General features: G+C 59.5%; 20 protein-coding genes, 2 tRNA genes and 1 pseudogene. 17 read left to right on the forward strand and 6 right to left on the reverse strand.

Translation table 11 applies throughout. The annotated features are described in order from the left end of the window. Positions 1 to 11: 11 nt before the first annotated feature. The 3 genes from QOL84_RS12975 (at position 12) to pdeM (ending at position 4087) form a co-directional block, all read left to right on the forward strand. A complete protein-coding gene (locus QOL84_RS12975) occupies positions 12 to 776 on the forward strand; it encodes an ABC transporter ATP-binding protein (protein ID WP_034154958.1) in 765 nt (254 codons plus the stop codon). Between the two features lie 168 nt (positions 777 to 944). Next, on the forward strand, positions 945 to 3434 hold the full coding sequence (locus tag QOL84_RS12980; RefSeq protein ID WP_283437450.1) for a ligase-associated DNA damage response DEXH box helicase: 2490 nt from the start codon (positions 945 to 947) through the stop codon (positions 3432 to 3434). Then, complete coding sequence (gene pdeM / locus QOL84_RS12985) at positions 3431 to 4087, forward strand: ligase-associated DNA damage response endonuclease PdeM (protein WP_283437451.1); 657 nt, start codon at positions 3431 to 3433, stop codon at positions 4085 to 4087. Before QOL84_RS12980 ends, pdeM begins: the two co-directional genes overlap by 4 nt. Before the next feature lie 116 nt (positions 4088 to 4203). On the opposite strand, the gene QOL84_RS12990 is transcribed toward pdeM, so the two are convergent. Then, positions 4204 to 4413, reverse strand: a complete 210-nt coding sequence (locus tag QOL84_RS12990; protein ID WP_283437452.1) for a hypothetical protein — start codon at positions 4411 to 4413, stop codon at positions 4204 to 4206. Between the two features lie 107 nt (positions 4414 to 4520). Further along, complete coding sequence (gene dcd, locus QOL84_RS12995; RefSeq protein WP_129390062.1) at positions 4521 to 5087, reverse strand: dCTP deaminase; 567 nt, start codon at positions 5085 to 5087, stop codon at positions 4521 to 4523. 354 nt (positions 5088 to 5441) lie between these two features. Here dcd and QOL84_RS13000 point away from each other — a divergent pair, with 354 nt between their 5' ends. Continuing rightward, a complete protein-coding gene (locus QOL84_RS13000; RefSeq protein ID WP_002554837.1) occupies positions 5442 to 5651 on the forward strand; it encodes a cold-shock protein in 210 nt (69 codons plus the stop codon). Positions 5652 to 5804: 153 nt separating this feature from the next. Here the strand turns inward: QOL84_RS13000 and QOL84_RS13005 are convergent, their stop codons facing one another. Continuing rightward, on the reverse strand, positions 5805 to 6812 hold the full coding sequence (locus QOL84_RS13005; RefSeq protein WP_283437453.1) for a DUF481 domain-containing protein: 1008 nt from the start codon (positions 6810 to 6812) through the stop codon (positions 5805 to 5807). Between the two features lie 164 nt (positions 6813 to 6976). On the opposite strand from QOL84_RS13005, the gene QOL84_RS13010 reads away from it, so the two are divergent. The 4 genes from QOL84_RS13010 (at position 6977) to QOL84_RS13025 (ending at position 11749) form a co-directional block, all read left to right on the forward strand. Then, positions 6977 to 7330 (forward strand): MGMT family protein, encoded by a 354-nt coding sequence (locus QOL84_RS13010; protein WP_283437454.1) that lies wholly within the window; start codon positions 6977 to 6979, stop codon positions 7328 to 7330. Positions 7331 to 7373: 43 nt separating this feature from the next. Further along, a complete protein-coding gene (locus tag QOL84_RS13015) occupies positions 7374 to 8933 on the forward strand; it encodes an AmpG family muropeptide MFS transporter (protein ID WP_283437455.1) in 1560 nt (519 codons plus the stop codon). Between the two features lie 129 nt (positions 8934 to 9062). After that, positions 9063 to 10778 carry a proline--tRNA ligase gene (locus QOL84_RS13020; RefSeq protein WP_129390050.1) on the forward strand — a complete coding sequence of 572 codons (1716 nt, stop codon included), beginning with the start codon at positions 9063 to 9065 and terminating at the stop codon, positions 10776 to 10778. 17 nt (positions 10779 to 10795) lie between these two features. Continuing rightward, a complete protein-coding gene (locus QOL84_RS13025) occupies positions 10796 to 11749 on the forward strand; it encodes a hypothetical protein (RefSeq protein ID WP_283437456.1) in 954 nt (317 codons plus the stop codon). 88 nt (positions 11750 to 11837) lie between these two features. Here the strand turns inward: QOL84_RS13025 and dinB are convergent, their stop codons facing one another. Beyond that, a complete protein-coding gene (dinB, locus tag QOL84_RS13030) occupies positions 11838 to 12899 on the reverse strand; it encodes a DNA polymerase IV (RefSeq protein WP_283437457.1) in 1062 nt (353 codons plus the stop codon). A 280-nt stretch (positions 12900 to 13179) separates the two neighbouring features. On the opposite strand from dinB, the gene QOL84_RS13035 reads away from it, so the two are divergent. The 4 genes from QOL84_RS13035 to QOL84_RS13050 all read left to right on the forward strand — a co-directional run bounded on the left by QOL84_RS13035 (position 13180) and on the right by QOL84_RS13050 (position 17769). Beyond that, positions 13180 to 13256, forward strand: a tRNA-Met gene (locus tag QOL84_RS13035). 222 nt (positions 13257 to 13478) lie between these two features. After that, a tRNA-Met gene (locus QOL84_RS13040) sits at positions 13479 to 13555 on the forward strand. 279 nt (positions 13556 to 13834) lie between these two features. Then, positions 13835 to 16474 carry a bifunctional lysylphosphatidylglycerol flippase/synthetase MprF gene (mprF, locus tag QOL84_RS13045; RefSeq protein WP_283437458.1) on the forward strand — a complete coding sequence of 880 codons (2640 nt, stop codon included), beginning with the start codon at positions 13835 to 13837 and terminating at the stop codon, positions 16472 to 16474. Then, a complete protein-coding gene (locus QOL84_RS13050) occupies positions 16474 to 17769 on the forward strand; it encodes a virulence factor family protein (protein ID WP_283437459.1) in 1296 nt (431 codons plus the stop codon). Before mprF ends, QOL84_RS13050 begins: the two co-directional genes overlap by 1 nt. 194 nt (positions 17770 to 17963) lie before the next feature. Here the strand turns inward: QOL84_RS13050 and QOL84_RS13055 are convergent, their stop codons facing one another. Then, on the reverse strand, positions 17964 to 18110 hold the full coding sequence (locus QOL84_RS13055; RefSeq protein ID WP_283437460.1) for a hypothetical protein: 147 nt from the start codon (positions 18108 to 18110) through the stop codon (positions 17964 to 17966). 371 nt (positions 18111 to 18481) lie between these two features. Here QOL84_RS13055 and QOL84_RS13060 point away from each other — a divergent pair. Next, a pseudogene (locus QOL84_RS13060) lies at positions 18482 to 18807 on the forward strand (DUF3077 domain-containing protein). Positions 18808 to 18969: 162 nt separating this feature from the next. Here the strand turns inward: QOL84_RS13060 and QOL84_RS13065 are convergent. Then, complete coding sequence (locus tag QOL84_RS13065; RefSeq protein ID WP_430458729.1) at positions 18970 to 20811, reverse strand: potassium transporter Kup; 1842 nt, start codon at positions 20809 to 20811, stop codon at positions 18970 to 18972. 349 nt (positions 20812 to 21160) lie between these two features. Here QOL84_RS13065 and rimO point away from each other — a divergent pair, with 349 nt between their 5' ends. From rimO to QOL84_RS13085, 4 genes are all read left to right on the forward strand, one after another. Beyond that, on the forward strand, positions 21161 to 22498 hold the full coding sequence (gene rimO, locus QOL84_RS13070; protein WP_129390028.1) for a 30S ribosomal protein S12 methylthiotransferase RimO: 1338 nt from the start codon (positions 21161 to 21163) through the stop codon (positions 22496 to 22498). Positions 22499 to 22786: 288 nt separating this feature from the next. After that, positions 22787 to 23260: a GNAT family N-acetyltransferase gene (locus QOL84_RS13075; RefSeq protein ID WP_283437462.1), complete on the forward strand. Its 474-nt coding sequence runs from the start codon at positions 22787 to 22789 to the stop codon at positions 23258 to 23260. A gap of 189 nt (positions 23261 to 23449) precedes the next feature. Then, positions 23450 to 24160, forward strand: a complete 711-nt coding sequence (locus QOL84_RS13080; protein WP_129390023.1) for an rRNA pseudouridine synthase — start codon at positions 23450 to 23452, stop codon at positions 24158 to 24160. Positions 24161 to 24232: 72 nt separating this feature from the next. Continuing rightward, the gene (locus QOL84_RS13085) at positions 24233 to 24703 is read left to right on the forward strand and encodes a YehS family protein (RefSeq protein WP_053117744.1); all 471 of its coding nucleotides are present in this window, start codon (positions 24233 to 24235) and stop codon (positions 24701 to 24703) included. The last annotated feature ends 33 nt before the right edge of the window (positions 24704 to 24736 follow it).

Consider the following 24736-nt stretch of genomic DNA (forward strand, 5'->3'; position numbering starts at 1 on the left):
ATGTTCGTCCCATGTACAAACTGACCGTTGAAGGCCTGCACAAAAGCTATGGCGACCATCAGGTGCTCAAAGGCGTTTCGCTCAAGGCCAAGACTGGCGACGTGATCAGTCTGATCGGCGCCAGTGGCTCGGGCAAAAGTACCTTTTTGCGCTGCATCAACTTTCTCGAACAACCCAACGACGGGGCGATGAGCCTCGACGGCCAGGCGATCCGTATGGTTACCGACCGCCACGGCATGCACGTCGCCGACGCCGATGAACTGCAACGCCTGCGCACCCGGTTGGCGATGGTTTTCCAGCACTTCAACCTGTGGAGCCACATGACCGTGCTGGAAAACATCACCATGGCCCCGCGCCGGGTGCTGGGTTGCAGCAAACAGGAAGCCGACGACCGCGCCCGACGTTATCTGGACAAGGTCGGCTTGCCGGCACGGGTGGCGGATCAATACCCGGCGTTCCTCTCCGGGGGTCAGCAGCAACGCGTGGCGATTGCCCGGGCGTTGGCGATGGAGCCGGAAGTGATGTTGTTTGACGAACCGACTTCAGCGCTCGATCCGGAGTTGGTCGGGGAAGTGTTGAAGGTGATTCAAGGTCTGGCTGAAGAAGGCCGCACCATGATCATGGTCACCCACGAGATGAGCTTCGCCCGCAAGGTTTCCAGCCAGGTGCTGTTCCTGCACCAAGGCCTGGTGGAAGAAGAAGGCGCTCCCGAGGATGTGTTGGGCAACCCGAAAAGCGAACGCCTCAAACAATTCCTCAGCGGCAACCTGAAGTAACGTCTTGCTCATGTAGGAGCTGCCGCAGGCTGCGATCTTTTGATCTTGTTTTTTACAATCAAAAGATCGCAGCCTGCGGCAGCTCCTACAGGGGTTCGCGTTGTTTTTAAACCTTTCGCTGGTCAGCGTGGTCATTGGAAGTACACCTCCAGAGCGCGCGCAGCCGGCATGGCGAAATATCCCGACCACGCAAAAACCTGGTTCAGCGCCCGCGACTGGAAGCCGTTCGCCTTTCAGAAGCAGGTCTGGGCGGCGGTCAAACGCGGAGAATCCGGGTTGCTGCATGCCAGCACCGGTGCCGGCAAAACCTATGCGGTGTGGTTCGCTGCACTCAACCGTTTCGCCAAATCCGCTGCCATCGTTGAAACCTCGCGCAAGCGCAAACCACCGGCCGAACCACTGACCGTGTTGTGGATCACGCCCATGCGCGCGCTCGCCGCCGACACCGCGCGCGCTCTGCAAACCCCTGTCGATGATTTGCAAATACCGTGGAGCATCGGTCTGCGCACCGGCGACACCAGCAGCAGCGAACGCGCGCGCCAAAGTCGACGCCTGCCGACCACGTTGATCACTACGCCGGAGAGCCTGACCTTGCTGCTGGCCCGAGCCGATGCGCAGGTCGCGCTGTCGACGCTGCGGATGATCGTCGTCGACGAATGGCACGAACTGCTTGGCAACAAGCGCGGTGTGCAACTGCAACTGGCCCTCGCGCGTTTGCGTCGCTGGCAACCGGATCTGATTGTCTGGGGCGTGTCCGCCACGCTCGGTAATCAATCCCACGCCGAGGAAGTACTGATCCCACAGAGCGGTGGCATCAGTGTTCAAGGGCAAAGCGAAAAATCGCTGAAGGTCGACACCCTGATCCCACCGTCCATCGAGCGCTTTCCGTGGGCCGGACACATCGGCTTGAAAATGCTGCCACAGGTGGTCGCCGAGCTCGACGCCTGCGCCAGCACGCTGGTGTTCACCAACACCCGAGCGCAGTCGGAGATCTGGTATCAGGCGCTGCTCGAGGCACGACCGGATTGGGCCGGATTGATCGCACTGCATCACAGTTCTCTGTCTCGCGACACCCGCGACTGGGTCGAGAAAGCCTTGAAGGATGGCCTGTTGAAAGCCGTGGTCTGCACCTCGAGCCTGGATCTGGGTGTGGATTTTCTGCCGGTTGAGCGCGTCCTGCAAATCGGCTCGGCCAAAGGCGTTGCCCGCTTGATGCAACGCGCCGGGCGTTCGGGCCATGCACCCGGACGTACCTCTCGCGTGACGCTGGTGCCGACCCACAGCCTTGAATTGATCGAAGCCGCGGCTGCCCGCGACGCGGTCGAGCAACGGCGCATCGAACCACGCCTGTCGCCGCATAAATCGCTGGATGTGCTGGTGCAGCATCTGGTCAGCATGGCCCTCGGTGGTGGATTTTTGCCGGATGAGCTGTACGAAGAAGTCCGTACTACGTGGGCTTATCGCGATCTGACGCCTGCGCATTGGGCGTGGGCGCTGGCTTTCGTACGCCACGGCGGGATGTCTCTGACAGCCTATCCGGATTATCGCCGGGTCGAACCGGATGAACATGGCGTCTGGCGTGTACCGGATGCGCGTCTGGCGCGGCGCCATCGCATGAGCGTCGGGACCATCGTCAGCGATGCCAGCATCAACCTGAAATTCTGGAGCAAGGCCGGCGGTGGGAAACAGCTGGGCAGCGTCGAGGAAGGCTTTATCGCGCGGCTCAAACCCGGTGATGGATTTCTGTTCGCCGGGCGTTTGCTGGAGTTGGTGCGCGTGGAAAACATGACCGCTTACGTCAAACGCAGCAGCGTGAAAAAAGCGGCGGTGCCGCGCTGGAATGGCGGGCGGATGCCACTTTCCAACGAATTGGCGCAAGCCGTGGTGGCACGCTTCAGTGCGGCCGCAGAAGGTGAGTTTATCGGCGCGGAAATGCAGGCGCTGCGTCCGCTACTGGAGACTCAGGCACGCTGGTCGGGGCTGCCGACCGTTAACAACCTGCTGGCGGAGGTGCTGAAATCCCGCGAAGGCTGGCATCTTTTCCTCTATCCGTTCGCCGGGCGGCAGGTGCATCTGGGGCTGGCGAGCTTACTGGCCTGGCGCGTCAGTCAGCGCCAACCGGTGACCTTCTCGATCGCGGTAAATGATTACGGTCTGGAGCTGCTCAGTGCCACGCCGGTGGATTGGTCGAAGCAGCTCAACGCTGAACTGCTCGACCCTGCGCATCTTTTGGCTGACGTTCTGGCGAGCCTCAATGCTGGCGAACTGGCTTTGCGGCGTTTCCGCGAAATCGCGCGAATTGCCGGGCTGGTGTTCGCCGGCTACCCCGGTGCCCCGAAAAGCACCCGACAGGTGCAGGCTTCGAGCGGACTGTTCTTTGAAGTATTCAAACAATATGACGCGGACAACCTGTTGCTCGCCCAGGCCGGGGAAGAAGTCCTGCGCGAAGAGCTGGATATTCGTCGCCTGGAACAGACCCTGGAGCGCATCAACCGGATGAAACTGGACGTGCAGCAGATCAAACGTCCTACGCCGCTGGGCTTTCCGTTGCTGGTGGAGCGAATGCGCGAAAGCATGAGCTCGGAAAAACTCGCCGACCGGATCAGGCGCATGGTCGGTGATCTGGAAAAATCGGCCGACAAAGGCAAACGCCTATGAATACGCCTTATCCCGTAAGGCTGGCCGGGGAAGAGCTGTGGCTGCTGCCAGAAAAAGCCCTGTACTGGCCGGCGCAACAGGCGCTGCTGATCGCCGATGTGCATTTCGGCAAGGCCGCGGCTTACCGCAGCCTCGGCCAACCGGTTCCGCAAGGCACCACGGCGAGCAACATCGCGGTGATTGATCGATTGCTGGCAACGCTGCCCTGCCGGCAACTGATATTTCTCGGGGATTTCCTGCATGGCCCAGGCTCTCATGCTGCGGGCACCTTGGGCGCCTTGGCGCAATGGCGCGCACGTCACGTTGATCTGCCGATGACGCTGATTCGCGGCAATCATGACAAGCGCGCGGGGGATCCACCGGCGGCGCTGAACATTCGAGTGGTGCCGGAGCCGCTACTGCTGGGCCCATTCGCCCTGCAGCATGAGCCCGAGCCACATCCTGAGCGGCATGTGCTGGCCGGGCATGTGCATCCGGTTTATCGCCTGCACGGCAAGGGCCGCCAGAGTTTGCGGCTGGCGTGTTTCAGGTTGGGCGAACGCATCAGTCTGATGCCGGCGTTCGGCGCGTTTACCGGCGGTTATGCGGTTGAAAAGGATGACAGCTGCAAAATCTTTGTCATCGGTGATAACGAAATCTGGCCAGTCAACTGATCCGCCCCTCATCCCTGTACAAGCAAGCTTGCTTGCGAAGGCGTCCGCCCATTCACCCAAGATGAAACAGACAGACGGCTTCGCGAGCAAGCGTTGCTCCTAGAGAAGCACAAGCATCAGGCCACTGGCGCCGGTGGTGGCTCATCCGGCAGCGTCGGTTCGCCCGGTTCGGTCGGCTGTTCGTTGGGCGAGTCAGGATCAGGCTGACCGGGAATTCCACCGGCCATGCTCAAGGATGGTTGTGCCAACAAGGACCAGGCCAATACGCCAACCTGATTGGGCTCAAGCCTTGCCAGCTCGGCAGTGATATGCGGGTCGATCTTCATGGAGCACTCCTCGGCGAAGGCCCGCTTTGCCAGAAACAAAAACGGGCAGTACACCCCATAGAGTGTCTGCCCGCCAAAGAATTCCCGACATCCGCCGGATGGACGAATCAGGTACGCGGCAGAGTCACGCCACGCTGGCCCTGGTACTTGCCGCCGCGATCCTTGTAGGAAACTTCACATTCCTCATCGGATTCGAGGAAGAGCATCTGCGCCACGCCTTCGTTGGCGTAGATTTTTGCCGGCAGGTTGGTGGTGTTGGAAAATTCCAGGGTCACGTGACCCTCCCACTCTGGTTCGAGCGGAGTGACGTTAACGATAATGCCGCAGCGCGCGTAGGTGCTCTTGCCCAGGCATATGGTCAATACGTTGCGCGGAATGCGGAAATATTCGACGGTGCTGGCCAGTGCGAACGAGTTCGGCGGAATGATGCAGACATCACTGTGGACGTCGACGAAGCTGCCCGGATCGAAGTTTTTCGGGTCGACGATCGACGAGTTTATGTTGGTAAACACCTTGAAATGATTGGTGCAACGCACATCGTAGCCGTAGCTCGACACACCGTAGGAGATCACTCGGTTGTCGTCGTTGCCACGCACCTGGCGCTCAACGAAGGGCTCGATCATGCCGTGTTCCTGCGCCATGCGGCGAATCCACTTGTCCGATTTGATGCTCATGGCGGGGTGTCCTGAATAGCGAGGTGGAAAAATTCTGTCCGGCATCTTACCGGGCGCGCCGCCGGGTTCAAAGTGCGGGCTGCAATTCTCGCCGATCCCCCATGATTTACGCGGTCTGGCGACGAACCGTCACACCGTCGATCCCTAAATCTCAGAAACCTTCGCAAGAAGCATTGGCACGTCTCGGAAAAAGGGTTAAGGTGGCGCCACTGTGCTGCTTGTGTCACTGAGAATCTCTACACGATATGTTGAATTTCGATCCAACCATCTACAAGAATTTTTCCTGCTCTTTGCACTCAGTCTCGGCCAGGGTTCTTCCTGAGTCGCAGTTATCTTTGTTCAAGGAGTTACACCATGTCTAATCGCCAAACCGGTACCGTTAAGTGGTTCAACGATGAAAAAGGCTTCGGCTTCATCACTCCACAATCCGGTGACGACCTGTTCGTTCACTTCAAAGCTATCCAATCCGACGGCTTCAAAAGCCTGAAAGAAGGCCAACAGGTTTCTTTCATCGCTACCCGCGGTCAGAAAGGCATGCAAGCTGAAGAAGTACAAGTTATCTAACTTGTAGCTTCTTTAGAAAAGAGCCCCGCCCTTAAAAGCGGGGCTTTTTTGTGGGCGTCTGTTTTTCAGGCGCAAAAAAAGATCGCAGCCTGCGGCAGCTCCTACATGAATCCCTGTAAGAGCTGCCGCAGGCTGCGATGTTTTGCTGGTGTCTTACCAGGCCACGCCAAACCCTGCGGTGTAACGGGTTTTGCTCAAGTCAGCATCGTTGGTGCCGCTGATGATATCGCGCTCGGCCTTGAGGTTCAGCGACGCCCAGTCCGTGACCTTGTAGCGCAAGCCCATCTCGGCATCCAGCGCATAGTCAGCCACGCCGGACAACGGCTTGCCGATTTCACCGTTAGTGAAGAACTCGACCTTTTTGCCGATCAGGTAACGGTTGTAGTCCCACTTCATTGCGACCGAGTAGAAGTTGTCCTTGCCGCCATCGCTGTACTCGTAATCGGTACGGTTGAGCAGCGAGCCCAGCGAGAACGCACCCAGCTCGTCATCCCAGAACTGATAACCCGGACCGGTACCGACCACGCGCTGACGGGACAACTCTTCGACGTAATCACGCTTGTAATTCAAACGCCCCTGCCAGAACCATTTGTCCGTCAGGAAACGGTCGAGGGAGTATTCGGCGCGCCAGTTGTTGGTGGTGACCTCGTCGTCCTGCACTTCGCGGTTGTATTCGCCTTCGGCGGTGTGACGCCAGCGGCCGTGACGAGCAGACGTCTTGAAGCCAACGTCGTAGTCGTCGGTGTCCTTTTCAGCGCGCTGATAATCGAGCGCCATATCGACATTACCCTTCCAGACCAGATCCTCGACCACCGGTTTAGGCTTGAGAATCTGCTGAATGCTCGCCAGCTCGACCGTTCTCGGTGCTTCGCCATTGGCCAGGGTGACCTTGCCATCTTCAGCGGCGGTCAGCGATTTCGACACCTCTGCGGTGTAAGCGTCCTGCTTGACCAGCAAATGCTGATCACTGTTCAGAGTCTTGACCTCTTTCCAGTCAATCGTGACGGCACCGGCATACTTGGTCTGGATCAACAGCTTACCGCCATCGAACACGGTGATTGTGCCGCTCAACTTGTCACCGTTCTTCAACCAGACGGTGTCGGCAAGCAGGGGCGTAGACGCACTGAAAACAGCAAGGCACAGCAAGGTTCTGGACAACATAAGCTAATCGAGGGCTCAGGTTTGCGAAAAAAGGTCGGCATTATCCGTAGGAATAAGACCCTGACAAGGACTGACCGGACTATTTCTATTGAGTTCATTTCTCAACAGCGCGGCGACGGATTACCCTTGAACCAACATCACGCCGAAGTTCAGGAACCACGCCCGTGACAGACCCGACCCACGAAGCTGACAGCGAAGCGCAAATCCGACGCACGGCGCTCTACTCGACCCTCGCGCAAGTGCCCGAAGGTAAAGTCGTCAGCTATGGCCAGTTAGCCGAACTCGCCGGATTGGGGCGCGCCGCGCGCTGGGTCGGCCGCACCTTAAGCCAGTTGCCTAGCGACACCAAACTGCCCTGGCACCGCGTATTGGGCGCCGGCGGTCGGATCAGCCTGCCGCTGGGCACACCCTCAGGCGATGAACAACGGGCGCGATTGCGCACGGAAGGCATCACCGTCCGGAATAATCGTGTGGATATTCAGCGTCATGGCTGGCGTCCGGTAGAGCACAGCGGTTAGAGTGCGCGCTTTGTTTTCGCAATCTTGAGGCAGACTTCAGCCCATGCCCCGTAAAACCTGGCGCGCCGCGCTCGCCGCCTATGCCAGTCCTTCGACGCTCGTGCTGTTGTTGCTCGGTTTCGCCGCCGGCCTGCCGTACATGCTGGTGTTTTCGACGCTTTCAGTCTGGCTGCGTGAAGCGGGCGTCGCCCGTGAAACCATCGGTTACGCCAGCCTGATCGGTCTGGCCTATGCGTTCAAATGGGTCTGGTCACCGTTACTCGACCAATGGCGCCTGCCGTTGCTCGGCAAGCTTGGCCGTCGCCGTTCATGGCTGGTGCTCTCACAGGTGCTGGTGATCCTCGGCCTGATCGGCATGGGTTTCTGCGATCCGCAGAAACATCTGTCCTGGCTGATCGCAATTGCCGTTGTCGTCGCTTTCGCCTCTGCCACCCAGGACATTGCGGTCGACGCCTATCGCCTGGAAATCGCCGAGGACAACCGTCAGGCCGCCCTCGCCGCCAGCTACATGTCCGGTTATCGTGTCGCAGCCCTGCTCGCCACTGCTGGCGCACTGTTTTTCGCTGAAGGCTTCGGCTCGACTGGCTTCAACTATAAACACTCGGCCTGGACCGGCACTTACGTGCTGTTCGGCGCATTGATGGTGCCCGCGCTGCTGACCACGCTGTTCATGCGCGAGCCACCCGTGCCGTTGCGCACCCAGCTGCAGGCCGGGCGCTACACCTTCATGCATCAATTGATGTCGGTATTCGTGCTGATCGTCCTGCTGGTGTCCGTACCGGCGATGTTCACCCAGCTCTACAACACCGACTTCGCCAGCGTGCTGTTCGGCGGCATGAGCCCGCTTGACCTGCTGCTCGAAGACCGCGCCTTCCTGCGCGCCATTCTCTATACGCTGCTGACCGGTCTGTGCCTGTCGACCATGGGCCGCCGCGGCTTGGCGCCGGTACTGACGCCAGTCAACGACTTCATCCTGCGTTACCGCTGGCAGGCGCTGTTGCTGCTCGGCCTGATCGCCACCTATCGAATGTCGGACACGGTGATGGGCGTCATGGCCAACGTGTTCTATATCGACCAGGGTTTCACCAAGGATCAGATCGCCAGCGTGAGCAAGATCTTCGGCCTGATCATGACCCTCGTCGGTGCAGGCATGGGCGGTCTGCTGATCGTGCGTTTCGGCATTCTGCCGATTCTGTTCATCGGCGGCGTAGCCTCGGCGGCGACCAACCTGCTGTTCGTGATGCTGGCCGACATGGGCCCGAACCTGCAGATGCTGGTGGTGACCATTTCCCTCGACAACTTCAGCTCGGGCCTCGCCACATCGGCGTTCGTTGCCTATTTGTCGAGCCTGACCAACCTGAAGTTCTCGGCGACGCAATACGCCCTGCTCAGCTCGATCATGCTGCTGCTGCCACGCCTGATGGGGGGGTATTCCGGGGTGATGGTCGAGAAGTTCGGGTATCACAGCTTCTTCCTCATCACCGCCCTGCTTGGCGTGCCGACCCTGGTGCTGATCGCCCTGCACTGGTTCCAGGAAAGCCGCCGCGCAGGCCCGACACCAACGCCGGAGCCGGTACCGACGCCGGTCGCGGAAGAATCGTAAGACGTTTCCTCAACGGCGGGAGGAATCCCGCCGTTGAACCTCTCCACCGGCCGCACGCCTGTACGTCAGCAAAACTCGCCGGTACACTGCTCCGTCATTTCCAGTCATAGCAACCGACAACGGCCAACCATGCGCACCAGTCAATTTTTGCTCGCCACACAGAAAGAAACGCCTTCCGATGCGGTCGTCATCAGCCACCAGCTGATGCTGCGCGCCGGCATGATCCGCAAACTCGCCTCGGGCCTGTACACCTGGCTGCCGATGGGCCTGCGGGTTATGCGCAAGGTTGAAGCCATCGTTCGCGAAGAGATGAACGCCGCCGGCTCTCTGGAAGTGTTGATGCCGAGCACCCAACCGGCCGAGCTGTGGCAGGAATCGGGGCGCTGGGAAGAATACGGCCCTGAGCTGCTGCGCATCAAAGACCGCCACGGTCGCGACTTCTGCGCGGGCCCGACCCACGAAGAAGTGATCACCGATCTGATGCGCAACGAGTTGAGCAGCTACAAACAGCTGCCAATCAACCTGTACCAGATCCAGACCAAATTCCGTGACGAAATCCGTCCACGCTTCGGTTTGATGCGCGGCCGCGAATTCATCATGAAGGACTCGTACTCCTTCCACGCGGATCAGGCGTCGCTGCAGATCACTTATGACCGCATGCATGAAGCCTACTGCAACATCTTCACGCGTCTGGGCCTGAAATTCCGTCCGGTTGAAGCCGACAACGGTTCGATCGGCGGCGCCGGCTCCCACGAATTCCACGTGCTGGCCGAATCCGGCGAAGACGACATCGTCTTCAGCAACGGTTCCGACTACGCGGCGAACATCGAGAAGGCCGAAGCGGTGCCTCGCGAGACTTCGCGCGCTGCTGCGACCGAAGAGCTGCGCCTGGTCGATACGCCAGACACCAAAACCATCGCGGCGCTGGTGGAAAAATTCAATCTGCCGATTGAAAAGACCATCAAGACCCTGATCGTGCGCGCCGAAGAAGAAGGCAAACTGATCGCACTGGTCATCCGTGGCGACCACGAACTCAACGAAATCAAGGCTGCCCAGCAACCAGGCGTGGCCAACCCGCTGGTCATGGCCACCGATGCCGAACTGCGTGACGCCATTGGCGCCGGCGCCGGTTCGCTCGGCCCGCTGAACCTGCCACTGCCAATCATCATCGACCGTTCGGTCGAGCTGATGAGCGACTTCGGCATCGGCGCGAACATCGATGACAAGCATTACTTCGGCGTGAACTGGGAGCGTGATTTGCCAGTTCCGACCGTAGCTGATCTGCGCAACGTTGTTGCCGGCGACCCAAGCCCGGACGGCAAGGGCACGCTGGAAATCAAACGCGGCATCGAAGTCGGGCACATCTTCCAGCTGGGCAACAAGTACAGCAAGGCGATGAAGTGCGAAGTGCTGGGCGAGAACGGCAAGCCAGTGACCCTGGAAATGGGTTGCTATGGCATCGGCGTTTCCCGCGTGGTGGCTGCCGCCATCGAGCAGAACAACGACGCCAACGGCATCATCTGGAGCGACACCCTCGCGCCATTCCAGATCGCCCTGGTACCGCTGCGTTATGAAACCGAGCAGGTGCGCGAAGCCACCGACAAGCTGTACGCCGAACTGACGGCGGCCGGCTTCGAAGTGCTGCTGGACGATCGCGACAAGAAAACCAGCCCGGGCATCAAGTTCGCGGACATGGAGCTGATCGGCATTCCACACCGGATCGTGGTCAGCGACCGCGGCCTCGCCGAAGGCAACCTGGAATACAAGAGCCGGACCGAAGGCGAAGCGCAAGCACTGCCGGTGGCCGACGTATTGTCCTTCCTGCAGGCCCGTATCCGCCGCTGAAACCAGATAGAGACGTCATGTTCAAGCGAAACACCTTAGGCCTCGGAGGCACCGCCCTGTGCGGTGCCCTGCTGGTCAGCGGCTGTGCCAATCACATGTCACAACGCAGCGAGCACGAAGAGCGGGTCGAGCGAAAGTTGCTCGACCATAGCCTGCAGATTGATGTCGGTGAGCCTAAGGCGCTTGAGCTGCCGCAGCGTCGCGTGAAGATCAACGAACAGAAGACTTTTGAAGTCACCGAGTTCGAGGTCACCCGTCATTACGATCGCTACACGCCGTACCAGCCTTGGCGGGAGGTCTACGAGATTCCGCTGGGCGTGGTGGCCGTGGTCGGTGGTGTCGGCGCGAATGTGGTCAACGTGTTTGCGCTCGGCAGTCTGCCGGACAGCGTGACCAAGGACTGGCTCAGCTACGGTTTCGCCGGGCTCAACCCGTTCATGAACGTGCAATCCAACGGTCGTGCGCAGCAGAATCTGGCCGGCATCGATGAAGTCCAGCGCGACAAGCGCACGGAGTACTCGAGCCTGCCGTGGAGCGAGCGTCCGGTGCAGGTCAAGGCCGGCAAGCAGACCTTCGACATGACCACCGATCGCAACGGCGTTCTGCGCCTGAACCTGCTCGACAGCCCATTTGCCGAAAATAACCTCAATCATGTCGGCAAACTGCAGATCAGCGTCGAAGACGCCAAGGATGACGTGCACTCGGACTCGACGCTGATGATCAGCAGTCACCTGCGCGGCAAACTGCTGGAAGCGCACGGGCTGATTTATGACGATCTGGAAGACGACGAAGTGAGTCAGTGGGTACACCGGGTCAAACGTCTGTCGGAACTGGGTCTGGAAGAAGAAGCCAGCGAACTGGAACAAAGCCTGATCGAACTGACGCGTAACGATCCTGAGTTGCAGACTGAGTTTCTCAAGTCGCTGACCAAGGATGCGGGGCGTCTGGTGGCGGATCCGGGACCGAATTAAGGCCTATTAAAAGATCGCAGCCTGCGGCAGCTCCTACATTGGAACGCATTTTCCTGTAGGAGCTGCCGAAGGCTGCGATCTTTTGACTTTAACGCTCAAACAACTCCATCTGCTCAAACCCTCCGCGCAAATCCTCCAGCCGCACCCCAACCCCCAACAACCGCACCGGTTTCCCGCCGCGATTGAACGCCTGCGTCAACATCAACTGATAACTGCCCAGATCCCGCCCTGCCCCGGCCTGCTCCAGCGTCGTCTGGGTAAAGTCATGGAACTTCACTTTGACGAACGGTTTGCCCGGTCGGTAACTGCTGTCGATCCGCGCCATGCGGGTTTTCAGGGTGTCGAGCAACTCCGGCAACTTATCCAGGCAACTGCGCAAATCCGGCAGATCAACGTCGTAGGTATTTTCCACGCTGATCGACTGACGCCGACTGTCGTTGTGCACCAAGCGCTCATCAATCCCACGCGCCAGACTCCACAGTCGTTCACCGAAACTGCCGAATTCGCGTACCAGCGCCAGTTTGTCCCACTCGCGCAATTGCGAGCAGTCGACGATGCCGTGCTTGCCCAGCTTGTCGGCGGTGACTTTGCCGACGCCGTGCAATTTGCTCACCGGCAAACCGCTGACAAAGTCCTCGACCTGATCCGGGGTAATCACGAACAAACCGTTGGGCTTTTTCCAGTCACTGGCAATTTTCGCCAGAAACTTGTTCGGCGCTACGCCAGCGGAAACGGTGATGTGCAATTGATTGGAGACCCGGCGACGAATGTCCTGGGCGATACGCGTGGCGCTGCCGCCGAAATGCGCGCTGTCCGACACATCCAGATAAGCCTCATCCAGTGACAACGGCTCGATCAGGTCGGTGTAGTCGGCAAAGATCGTGTGAATTTCTTTCGAGGCTTCGCGATAGGCGTCCATGCGCGGCTTGACGATGGTCAGGTCCGGGCACAGTTTCAAGGCATGCCCCGAAGCCATCGCCGAACGCACGCCATACGCCCGCGCCTCATAGTTGCAGGTGGCGATCACCCCACGCCGATCCGCCGAACCACCCACCGCCAACGGCTTGCCGGCCAGACGCGGGTCATCGCGCATCTCGATGGCGGCGTAGAAACAATCGCAGTCGATGTGGATGATTTTTCGCTGAGTCATGTCAGAAAAGGAAACGTGGCGAGCCGGATCGGCAGTATCTCACCGACACCTGTATATAGCACCAGTGGTATGAATGTTCTTTTACGCGTGTAGGAAAACAGCTTTGAATTTATTTTATCAATCGAACAACGCCCTCCAATAGAGCTGAAAGCCTTGCCCCGCCTGACCTGCAGCGCGAAAAACACCCGAGAAAAAACGCTAACCGATTGAACCTCAACAGATTTTATCCAGATTGCGGGTTGACACCCCCGCGTTCCTCTGTAGAATGCCGACACACAGACGCGGGATGGAGCAGTCTGGTAGCTCGTCGGGCTCATAACCCGAAGGTCGTCGGTTCAAATCCGGCTCCCGCAACCAAACATCAAAAAAGGCTACTCGAAAGAGTGGCCTTTTTTGTGCGCGTCTGTTTTGTGGTTTTCTTCTACTTATAGAGAAGTAATCGCCAAACAGGAATTCGTTGCATTTCCGATGCTTAACGCTCCAACTGCGACCGTTTGACGCTATTGCACACTTATTTGACCCTTTATGGGATTAGCGGTTGACACCCTGTCGTTCCTCTGTAGAATGCCGCCACACAGACGCGGGATGGAGCAGTCTGGTAGCTCGTCGGGCTCATAACCCGAAGGTCGTCGGTTCAAATCCGGCTCCCGCAACCAAACATCAAAAAAGGCTACTCGAAAGAGTGGCCTTTTTTGTATCTGTCGAAAAAGTCCTTTCGCAACAATGATCTGTCATCGTGCAGTGAATCGTCCAGGATCGTCAGACGCGCCAAGTTGCGACTATGCTTTGAGTCGCAGGCATGACGTCTGCAATCCATGACTGCCCTCGCCGATACCCGGTGAGAGGCGTAGTATTTTGTGATTATTTTTTTCTACAGGGATTGGTAACTTGGCTGGATACCCCCATCCTGTCGCGCACAATCCAAGAGGTGATTGATGCGCGCCAACTCGTCTGATCCACAAGACACCGTCACAGCGGAACATCCGATCAAGCCTGAGCGTCTGCGCTTGCTTGATCGGTTGAGCAAATACCGACAACCGATTGGTCTGGCGGTCACTTTGCTGTTGTTCGCCATTGCGCTGATTGCCTGTCGTCATCTGCTCGCCGAACTCGATCTCGATGCGTTGCATGACTCGATTCTCGACGTGCCGAAACCCGCCATGCTCGGCGCGTTCGGCGCTACTGTCGTCGGCTTCATTATTCTGCTGGGTTATGAATGGTCGGCCAGTCGCTATGCCGGCGTGACATTGCCTCCGCGTACGCTGGCCCTCGGCGGCTTCACCGCATTTGCGATCGGCAACGCCATCGGCCTGTCGCTGCTGTCCGGCGGTTCGGTGCGCTACCGTTTATATGCACGACTGGGGCTCGGGGCGTCAGAAGTCGCGCACATGACCCTGTTCGCCAGCCTGTCGCTGGGCTGCGCTTTGCCGCCGCTCGCCGCGCTGGCAACGCTGAGTGACCTGCCCGCCGCCTCTCAGGCACTGGGCCTGTCCGAGGGCTTGCTCGGCTCCGTTGCCGTCACTGTTCTGCTGCTCGGCGCGATCCTGGCCATCGGCATCTATCGCCGCCGCCTGCCGGATCAGCCTTATCCGGACAACCTGCTGGTCAGGGCCGGTCGCCGCACCCTGCGCCTGCCCGGTCGACGCCTGACCTTTCTGCAACTGATCATCACCGCCCTCGACGTTGCTGCTGCCGCGACCGTGCTTTATCTGTTGCTGCCGGAAGCGCCGCCGTTTGGTGCGTTCCTGCTCGTGTACCTGTTGGCCTTGGCCGCTGGCGTTCTCAGCCATGTGCCCGGCGGCGTTGGTGTGTTCGAAGCGATCCTGCTGGCCGCTTTCGCCGACAAGCTCGGTGCCGCGCCACTGGCCGCCGCCCTGCTGCTGTATCGCCTGATCTACGTGGTGTTGCCGCTGTTGGTGGCCTGTGTATTGCTGCTGATCAACGAAGGCCAACGCCTGTTCCAGACCCAGACCATGCGCGCCGCATCCGGTCTGGCGGCGCCGATTCTGGCGGTATTGGTTTTCCTCTCGGGTGTTGTCCTGCTGTTTTCCGGCGCCACTCCGGAGATCGACACACGTCTGGAACACATCGGTTTTCTGATCCCGCATCGTCTGGTCGACGCTTCGCACTTTGGCGCCAGCCTGATCGGCGTGCTCTGCCTGATGCTCGCGCAGGGCCTGCGTCGGCGCCTGTCGGCGGCGTGGATGCTGACCACCATTCTGTTGCTGGTCGGCGCCCTGCTCTCGCTGCTCAAGGGCTTCGACTGGGAAGAAGCAACGCTGATGACACTGACGGCTGCGCTGCTCGGTGTGTTCCGTCGCTCGTTCTATCGCCCGAGCCGTCTGACCGAACTGCCCTTCTCGCCGCTGTATCTGGTGGCCAGCCTCTGTGTGCTGGGCGCTTCGACGTGGCTGCTGCTGTTCGCCTATCAGGACGTTCCTTATAGCCATCAACTCTGGTGGCAGTTCACCCTTGATGCTGACGCGCCGCGTGGCCTGCGCTCGCTGCTCGGCGCTGCGGTGTTGTTGCTGGTGATCGCGCTGACCTGGCTGCTGCGCACCGCGCGCCCGGTCATTCACTTGCCGACGCCTGACGAGCTCGATCGCGCAGTGAAGATTCTGATGGCCTCGTCGCAACCCGACGGCGGCCTCGCACTGACCGGTGACAAGGCGTTGCTGTTTCACCCGAACGACGAAGCCTTTTTGATGTACGCGCGCCGTGGCCGCAGCCTGGTGGCACTGTACGACCCGATCGGCCCCGGCCAGCAACGCGCCGAGATGATCTGGCAGTTCCGTGACCTCTGCGATATCCACCACGCCCGCCCGGTGTTCTACCAGGTGCGCGCGGAGAACCTGCCGTACTACATGGACATCGGCCTGACTGCGATCAAGCTTGGCGAAGAAGCCCGGGTCGATCTGCAGCGCTTTGACCTGGAAGCCAAGGGCAAAGAGATGAAGGACCTGCGTTATACCTGGAACCGTGGCTCCCGCGACGGCCTGTCGCTGGAGATCCATGAGCCGGGCCAGGCGCCGATGGATGAGCTGAGAGTGATTTCCGATGCGTGGCTGACCGGCAAGAACGTGCGCGAGAAAGGTTTCTCGCTCGGTCGTTTCAGCGACGAGTACCTGAAGCATTTCCGTATTGCGGTGATTCGCTTCGAAGGCCGCCCGGTGGCGTTCGCCAACCTGCTCGAGACTTACAGCCACGACTTGGCCAGCCTCGACCTGATGCGCGCGCACCCGGACGCCCCCAAGCTGACCATGGAATTCATGATGGTCGGCCTGATTCAACACTATAAGAGTCACGGATACGCGCGCTTCAGCCTGGGCATGGTGCCGTTGTCGGGGTTGCAACCCCGGCGCGGTGCACCGCTGACCCAGCGTCTGGGCTCGATGGTTTTCCGCCGTGGTGAGCAGCTGTACAACTTCCAAGGCTTGCGCCGCTTCAAAGACAAATTCCAGCCTGACTGGGAACCCCGTTATATGGCCGTGCCCGCCGGACTCGATCCGCTGGTGGCGCTGGCCGACACTGCTGCCCTGATCGCGGGCGGCTTGACTGGATTGGTGAAACGCTGATGATTCAACGCTCCCTGAAGTACATCCTGGCCGCACTGATCGTGCTGGCCGTGATTGCCGGCGGCGGTTACTGGTACCTGAAACGCCCGGCACCGGAACCCACCGTCGAACAGCTCAACCCGGCCGATGGCGCGGCGATGACCCGCGTCATCCCCGGCACCAAGGCCAAGGCGCAGGTGCTGATCGCCGTCAATGACGATCAGAAGCTCAATGAAAAGCAACTGACCACCCTGAGCCGTAGCGCTTCGGCGCAAATCGTCCAGGTGATTCTGCCCAAGGACTGCCTGCTGCAAAGCCGCGCCCTGCAATCGGGTCTGCGTGAACTGAATGGCCCGGCCACCTTGGTCAGCGGCATCGGCCCAGGCGCTGTGCTGGCCTGGCGCTGGTTGTCGGAGCAGAAAGACGACAAGGCCCAGGCCATCTCCGTCGACCTCGCTCTGGAAAAAGGTGGTTGCACGCACCTGCTGCCAAAATCCGCCGCCCACGGCCACTGGCTAGTGGCGTGGAACGACAACCCGGATGACGCCAGCGCAGGTTTCGTACGCGATCAACCGAACGCCGAAACCAGCATCAGCGACTACGACATCAACCTGCCGCAAGTGCTCAACAACGAACTGCGCAAGATCCTCGTCGGCGGCGACAAGGCCAACGGCGGTCTGGCGATCCCGGTGGTTGAAGTGCCGGCCGGCCAGGCGAAAGACACCGTCACCCTGTTCCTCTCCGGTGACGGTGGCTGGCGCGACCTCGACCGCGACGTGGCCGGTGAAATGGCCAAGATCGGCTATCCGGTCGTCGGCATCGACACCCTGCGCTACTACTGGCAGCACAAGAGCCCGGAGCAAAGCGCACTGGACCTGACCGAACTGATGCAACACTACCGGCAGAAATGGGGCACCAAGCGCTTTATCCTCACCGGTTACTCGTTCGGTGCTGACGTGTTGCCGGCGATCTACAACCGCCTGCCGGACACCGAGCAGCAACGCATCGACGCCATCATCCTGCTGGCCTTCGCCCGCACCGGCAGCTTCGAAATCGAAGTCGAAGGCTGGTTGGGCAACGCCGGCAAAGAAGCCGCTACCGGGCCGGAAATGGCCAAACTGCCTCCGGCCAAGGTGATTTGCATCTACGGCGAAGAAGAGACGGATGAAAGTGGCTGCACTGACAAGACTGCAGTCGGTGAAGCCGTGAAACTCCCTGGCGGCCACCACTTCGACGAGAACTACCCGGCGCTGGCCAAGCGTTTGGTGGACTTGATCGAGAAACGTCAGAGCAAGGACTCGGTCGCCGAAGAGTGATCTGAGCCCCCACAAAAAGCCCCCGCAACTTCACGGTTGCGGGGGCTTTTTACATTCCAGCCGCCAGCAAAATCCCCTGTGGGAGCGAGCCTGCTCGCGAAGCGGTGGGTCAGTTTACAGATTCGTCGACTGACACTACGTCTTCGCGAGCAGGCTCGCTCCCACAGGGGAATTTCGCTGGACTCAAGTAATCGTTAGCCCCGGCAAGCGTATCTTGCCCGCATATCGTCATGGCTGATCACTTGAACCGGATCGAGGTTGATCAGTCGTTCCATCGCTTCGGCTTCAATTCGAAGATTCTCGAGATCATCCTGCTTTTCTTGTTCCGATGACGCCGTCATACACTCCTCGCTCATTTGCACACCCTAGTTCGTGTCAGACGTTTAGTATCGTTTACTTCTAGTCTCGCAATATCAGATGACGCCCACAGACCTTGTAGGCAAACTCCGAAACTCGTGTTCGGGCGCTGTGCCGCTCTATTGCGCTGTTTTTCGACGGGATACTCTCCGGACGTCGCTGACCCATTCAGCGATCGGGTGTGGTAACCCGGAGAAACCATCGCAACAGCGCGCTCCTCAAGATATGGCGGCTGTGCGTGGGACGCTTTCGGGCGTGCCGGTTTCCTTGGTTCCCGGTTTACCACCCTGCGTACAGTTGCCTCCCTTTCGCGCGGTAACGAAAGTCGCGGCACTTCGAACCAAGGAGTAACACGATGACCGAAACTGATCTGCACGGACTCGCAAACGTTAAAACCATCGGCTTCACCCTTTCCTCTACAACGCGGATCAAGCGGTCTTCAACGTCCGCTCCGGCATCCCGATCATCGATGCCTTGTCCCAATCCTCCGACCTGCTATCCCTCGCCAAATCCTTCGCCGAGGATGCGGCCTTTATCAGAGACACCGATCGCCACGCCTGGGCCGCGCATTACCTGACGGTGATGGGCAAAGCCTTGATTGATGACGTGATCCAAGCGCTGATCCCACGACCTGCGCGTACGAAGACCGAGTCTGAAGCAGAGATGCCTGAAGGCTTGTAGAGGTTTGAAGATCAAAAGATCGCAGCCTTCGGCAGCTCCTACGTGGAATGCGAAACCTGTAGGAGCTGCCGAAGGCTGCGATCTTTTGATCTGAAGTTGCCGCCCACAAAAAAGCCCCCGCCCGCCACTAGGCCAACGAGGGCTTTTCAGTTGAGGCGAAGCTTACATCTCCACCTGCGTCCCCAACTCAATCACCCGGTTCAGCGGCAGATTGAAGAAACGCAAATTGCCGTTGGCATTCTTCAACATGAACGCAAACAACGCCTCTCGCCAACGCGCCATACCTTCAAGTTTCGAGGCAATCACCGTTTCCCGGCTGAGGAAGTAAGTCGTGCGCATCGGGCTGAAGTCCAGATCATCCAGATGACACAGCTTCAGCGCTTGCGGCACGTCCGGTTCGTCGGTGAATCCGAAGTGCAGGATCACCCGGAAGAAGCCTTCGCCATGAGCCTCGACCTCGAAACGTCGCGATGGCGGTACGCGCGGGATGTCTTCGTAGACCACCGTCAGCAGAACCACTTGCTCATGCAGTACCTGGTTGTGCAGCAAGTTGTGCAACAGCGCATGCGGCACGGCGTCGGAACGCGCAGTGAGGAACACCGCGGTGCCCTGTACCCGATGCGGCGGTTGCACGCGGATGCTGCTGATGAAGATCGGCAGCGGCAGCGCGCCTTCGTCGAGGCGTTCGACCAGCAATTGCTTGCCGCGCTTCCAGGTGGTCATCAGCACGAACAGGGCGATACCGGCGATCACTGGGAACGCACCGCCCTGCACGATTTTCGGCACGTTGGCGGCGAAGTACAGGCCGTCCACCAGCAGGAAGCCGATCAATACCGGCACCGCGAGGATCGGTGGCCATTTCCACAGCAGCAGCATCACCGCCGACACCAGAATGGTGGTCATCAGCATGGTGCCAGTCACCGCCACGCCGTAGGCCGAGGCCAGTGCGCCGGAGGACTCGAAGCCCAGCACCAACAGGACCACGCCCACCATCAGCGCCCAGTTCACCGCGCCAATATAGATCTGGCCCTGTTCATCGCTGGAGGTGTGCTGAATGTACATGCGCGGAATATAGCCAAGCTGAATCGCCTGACGAGTCAGGGAGAACGCGCCGGAAATTACCGCTTGCGAGGCAATCACCGTGGCCATGGTCGACAGACCGACCAATGGAATCAGCGCCCAACTCGGCGCCAACAGATAGAACGGGTTACGTGCCGCTTCCGGGTTATCCAGCAGCAAGGCACCTTGACCGAAATAATTCAGCACGAGCGCCGGCAGAACCAAAATGAACCAGGCGCGGGCAATCGGCTTGCGGCCGAAGTGGCCCATGTCGGCATACAGTGCTTCGGCACCGGTCAGCGCCAGCACCACGGCGCCGAGGATCGCCACGCCCATGCCAGGGTGCACAGTGAAGAAGCGTACCGCCCAAGCAGGATTCATCGCATGCAGCACTTCCGGGGTGTGGCTGATGCCATACACGCCGAGAGCGCCGAGGACGAGGAACCAGGTGACCATGATCGGCCCGAACAGAATGCCGATCCGCGCCGTACCGTGACGCTGGATCAGGAACAAACCGACCAGCACCACCAGCGACAGCGGCACCACCCAATGGTCGATGCCATCGAATGCCAGCCCCAGACCCTCAATCGCCGACAGCACGGAAATCGCCGGGGTGATCATGCTGTCGCCGTAAAACAGCGCCGCGCCGATCAGCCCGCAAACCACCAGCAACGAACGCAGCTTCTTGCGATGCCCTGCCGCCCGCCGCGCCAGTGCGGTGAGCGCCATGATGCCGCCCTCGCCCTGGTTGTCGGCGCGCAGCACGAACATCATGTATTTGATCGACACCACCCAGATCAGCGACCAGAAGATCAACGACAGAATGCCCAGCACGCCGTCGTGGTTGACCGGTACGCCGTAACCGCCGGAAAACACTTCTTTGAGGGTGTACAACGGGCTCGTGCCGATGTCGCCGTAAACTACCCCGACTGCCGCGACCAGCATGCTCAGCGGCTTGGAGGCCGAACCCTCGGCGCCTGCCGCATGACTACTTGCCTGACCCATCCAACACTCCTGATTTTAGAACCGGCTTCTTTGAATGAAGCACTATGCTTTGTGGTGCAGCATGCGCCGTTTTACCTGTTGTTACAGACGTTTTGTTGACTGTAAAAAATTGGTAAAGCTCCACGGCGCGAAGCATAGCGCAGCACTCGTCGTATTTCCCTGCATAAAGCTGGTCAAGTGCGTTGCTCGCCGCTAGAATTGCGCACTTTTTGATCAGAGGCGCGCCCTAAGCGCCCATCCGTCGGCTTTCGCACCAAGAAAGCGATGTCACAAAATACCGAGGTTAGACATGTCCACCACTCCTGCGCCGGCCAATCCAAAGGTTGGCTTTGTATCTCTGGGTTGCCCGAAAGCACTGGTCGACTCCGAGCGCATCCTGACCCAGCTGCGCATGGAAGGCTATGACGTGGTGTCCACCTATCAGGACGCCGACGTTGTCGTCGTCAACACCTGCGGTTTCATCGATTCGGCCAAGGCTGAGTCTTTGGAAGTGATCGGCGAAGCGATCAAGGAAAACGGCAAGGTGATCGTCACCGGTTGCATGGGCGTGGAAGAAGGCAACATCCGCAACGTCCACCCGAGCGTGCTGGCCGTGACCGGTCCGCAGCAGTACGAGCAAGTGGTCAACGCCGTGCACCAAGTGGTGCCGCCACGTAAGGATCACAACCCGCTGATCGACCTGGTGCCGCCGCAAGGCATCAAGCTGACCCCGCGTCACTATGCGTACCTGAAGATTTCCGAAGGCTGTAACCACAGCTGCTCGTTCTGCATCATCCCGTCGATGCGCGGCAAACTGGTCAGCCGTCCGGTTGGCGATGTGCTCGACGAAGCTCAGCGTCTGGTCAAATCCGGCGTTAAAGAGTTGCTGGTCATTTCGCAGGACACCAGCGCTTACGGCGTTGACGTGAAATACCGCACTGGCTTCTGGAACGGCGCGCCGGTGAAAACCCGCATGACCGAACTCTGCGAAGCGCTCAGCACCCTCGGCGTCTGGGTGCGTCTGCACTACGTTTACCCGTACCCGCACGTTGACGAGCTGATTCCGCTGATGGCCGCCGGCAAGATCCTGCCGTACCTGGACATCCCGTTCCAGCACGCCAGCCCGAAAGTGCTGAAGTCGATGAAACGCCCGGCGTTCGAAGACAAGACCCTGGCGCGCATCAAGAACTGGCGCGAAATCTGCCCGGACCTGATCATCCGTTCGACCTTCATCGTCGGTTTCCCGGGCGAAACCGAAGAAGATTTCCAGTACCTGCTGAACTGGCTGACCGAAGCCCAGCTCGACCGCGTCGGCTGCTTCCAGTACTCGCCGGTTGAAGGCGCTCCGGCCAATGATCTGGATCTGGAGATCGTCCCGGACGACGTCAAGCAGGATCGTTGGGATCGCTTCATGGCGCACCAGCAAGCGATCAGCTCGGCACGCCTGCAACTGCGCATCGGCCGTGAAATCGAAGTGCTGGTGGACGAAGTCGACGAGCAAGGCGCAGTTGGCCGCTGCTTCTTCGACGCACCGGAAATCGACGGCAACGTGTTCATCGACAACGGCAGCAACCTGAAGCCGGGCGACAAGGTCTGGTGCAAAGTCACCGACGCCGACGAATACGACCTGTGGGCTGAGCAGATATAAACGTCAAAAGCCCCTCACCCTAGCCCTCTCCCGAGGGAGAGGGGACTGATCGAGGTGTTCTCACGAGCTGCACCGACCTGAACGTTCGAGTCGAACTCAGGTTTGAACAGCACGAAGATCAGCTCCCTTCCCCCTCGCCCCCTTGGGGGAGAGGGTTGGGGTGAGGGGGAAGGCAGACACCGCAACTAATACAGAAAGCCCCGCTCTTTTTAAGAGATGCGGGGCTTTTTTACGGCTATCGTTTAGCGGGGGACGGACTCCCTTGAAACGGACAAGAGGCAGACGGGCATGCGTCACCATTCGGTCATCCACACACCGAAACTCAGCGATTATCAGGAACTGACCCGAGTCTGGGAGGCCTCGGTTCGCGCCACCCATGATTTTCTGCCGGACAGCTACATCGAATTGCTGCGCAATCTGGTGCTGACGCGTTATCTGGATGCCGTGATGTTGATCTGCACCAAGGACGCCAATCAGCGCATTACCGGGTTTGCCGGTGTTGCGGCGGGAAAAATTGAAATGCTGTTCATCGATCCGGATTATCGGGGGCAGGGCTTGGGCAAGAAACTGCTCAACTACGCGATGCAGCACCTGAATGCCGATGAACTCGACGTCAACGAACAGAATCCGCAAGCGCTGGGCTTTTACTTCAAGCAGGGGTTTGAAGTGATCGGACGCTCTGAGGTGGATGGCATGGGCCAACCGTATCCGTTGCTGCATATGCGCTTGAGGCAGAACCAGCAACGCTCAAGCCACGCCTGACACACCACAAACAAATGTAGGAGTGAGCCTGCTCGCGATAGCGCCAGATCAGCCAACATCAATGTCGAATGTCAGATGGCTATCGCGAGCAGGCCCACTCCTACAAAAAGCCACACCGTGAAAATGGAACCGGGCTTAACCGGCGCCACACAGGTACAATGCCCACCCCTTTTTTGTTACGGCCCTGTCATGACTGACCCGATTCGCCTCTCCAAACGCCTCATCGAACTGGTCGGTTGCTCCCGCCGGGAGGCCGAGCTGTTCATCGAGGGCGGCTGGGTCACCGTGGACGGCGAAGTGATTGACGAGCCGCAATTCAAGGTCGGCGAGCAGAAAGTCGAGCTCGACAAGGACGCCAAGGCCACCGCGCCGGAGCCGGTGACCATCCTGCTCAACGCGCCGGCCGGCATCGACGTCGAGACCGCCATGCAGTCGCTCAGCGCCGAAACCCTCAGCGAAGAGCATCGTTTCAGCAAGCGCCCCCTGCGCGGGCACTTCCTGCGCCTGACCGCCAGTTCCGACCTGCAAGCCAAGGCCAGCGGGCTGTTGGTGTTCACTCAGGACTGGAAAATCCTGCGCAAGCTCACTGCTGACGCCGCGAAGATCGAGCAGGAATACATTGTCGAAGTCGAAGGCGACATGGTCGCCCACGGCCTCAATCGCTTGCAGCACGGCCTCACGCACAAGGGCAAGGAGCTGCCGCCGGTCAAGGCCAGCTGGCAGAACGAAAACCGTCTGCGCTTCGCCATGAAAAATCCGCAGCCGGGGATCATCGCCCAGTTCTGCGAAGCGGTCGGCCTGAAGGTCATCGGCATCCGCCGCATCCGCATCGGCGGCGTCTCGATCGGCAAAGTCCCGGTCGGCCAATGGCGCTACCTGTCCGGCAAAGAGAAGTTCTAACGCTTCCACTGCCGCCACACATTCCGGCAGCGCGCCTGCGTGCTGCCCACAACGCTTATCAGGATTATCGACATGATTCATAACGACGTATTGCGCAGCGTGCGCTACATGCTCGACATCAGCGACAAGAAGGTTGTCGAGATCATCAAGCTCGGCGGCATGGACGTCGCGCTCGCTGACGTGCTGACCTGGCTCGACAAGAAAGAAGAAGACGAAGAAGGTTTCGTGCGCTGCCCGGACGAAGTCATCGCGCACTTCCTCGATGGCCTGGTGATCTTCAAGCGTGGCAAGGACGAAAGCCGTCCGCCGCAGCCGATCGAAGTGCCAGTCACCAACAACATCATCCTGAAAAAACTGCGCGTGGCCTTCGAACTGAAGGAAGACGACATGCACGCGATTCTCAAGGCGGCCGAGTTCCCGGTGTCCAAGCCTGAGCTGAGCGCGCTGTTTCGCAAGGTTGGCCACACCAACTACCGTCCTTGCGGCGACCAGTTGCTGCGCAACTTCCTCAAGGGCCTGACCCTGCGCGTTCGCCCAGCCTGATCCTCTTTGCGGTGGCGACCGATAGTCGCCGCC

The organism is Pseudomonas helmanticensis (assembly GCF_900182985.1).
Classification (GTDB): Bacteria; Pseudomonadota; Gammaproteobacteria; order Pseudomonadales; family Pseudomonadaceae; genus Aquipseudomonas; species Aquipseudomonas helmanticensis.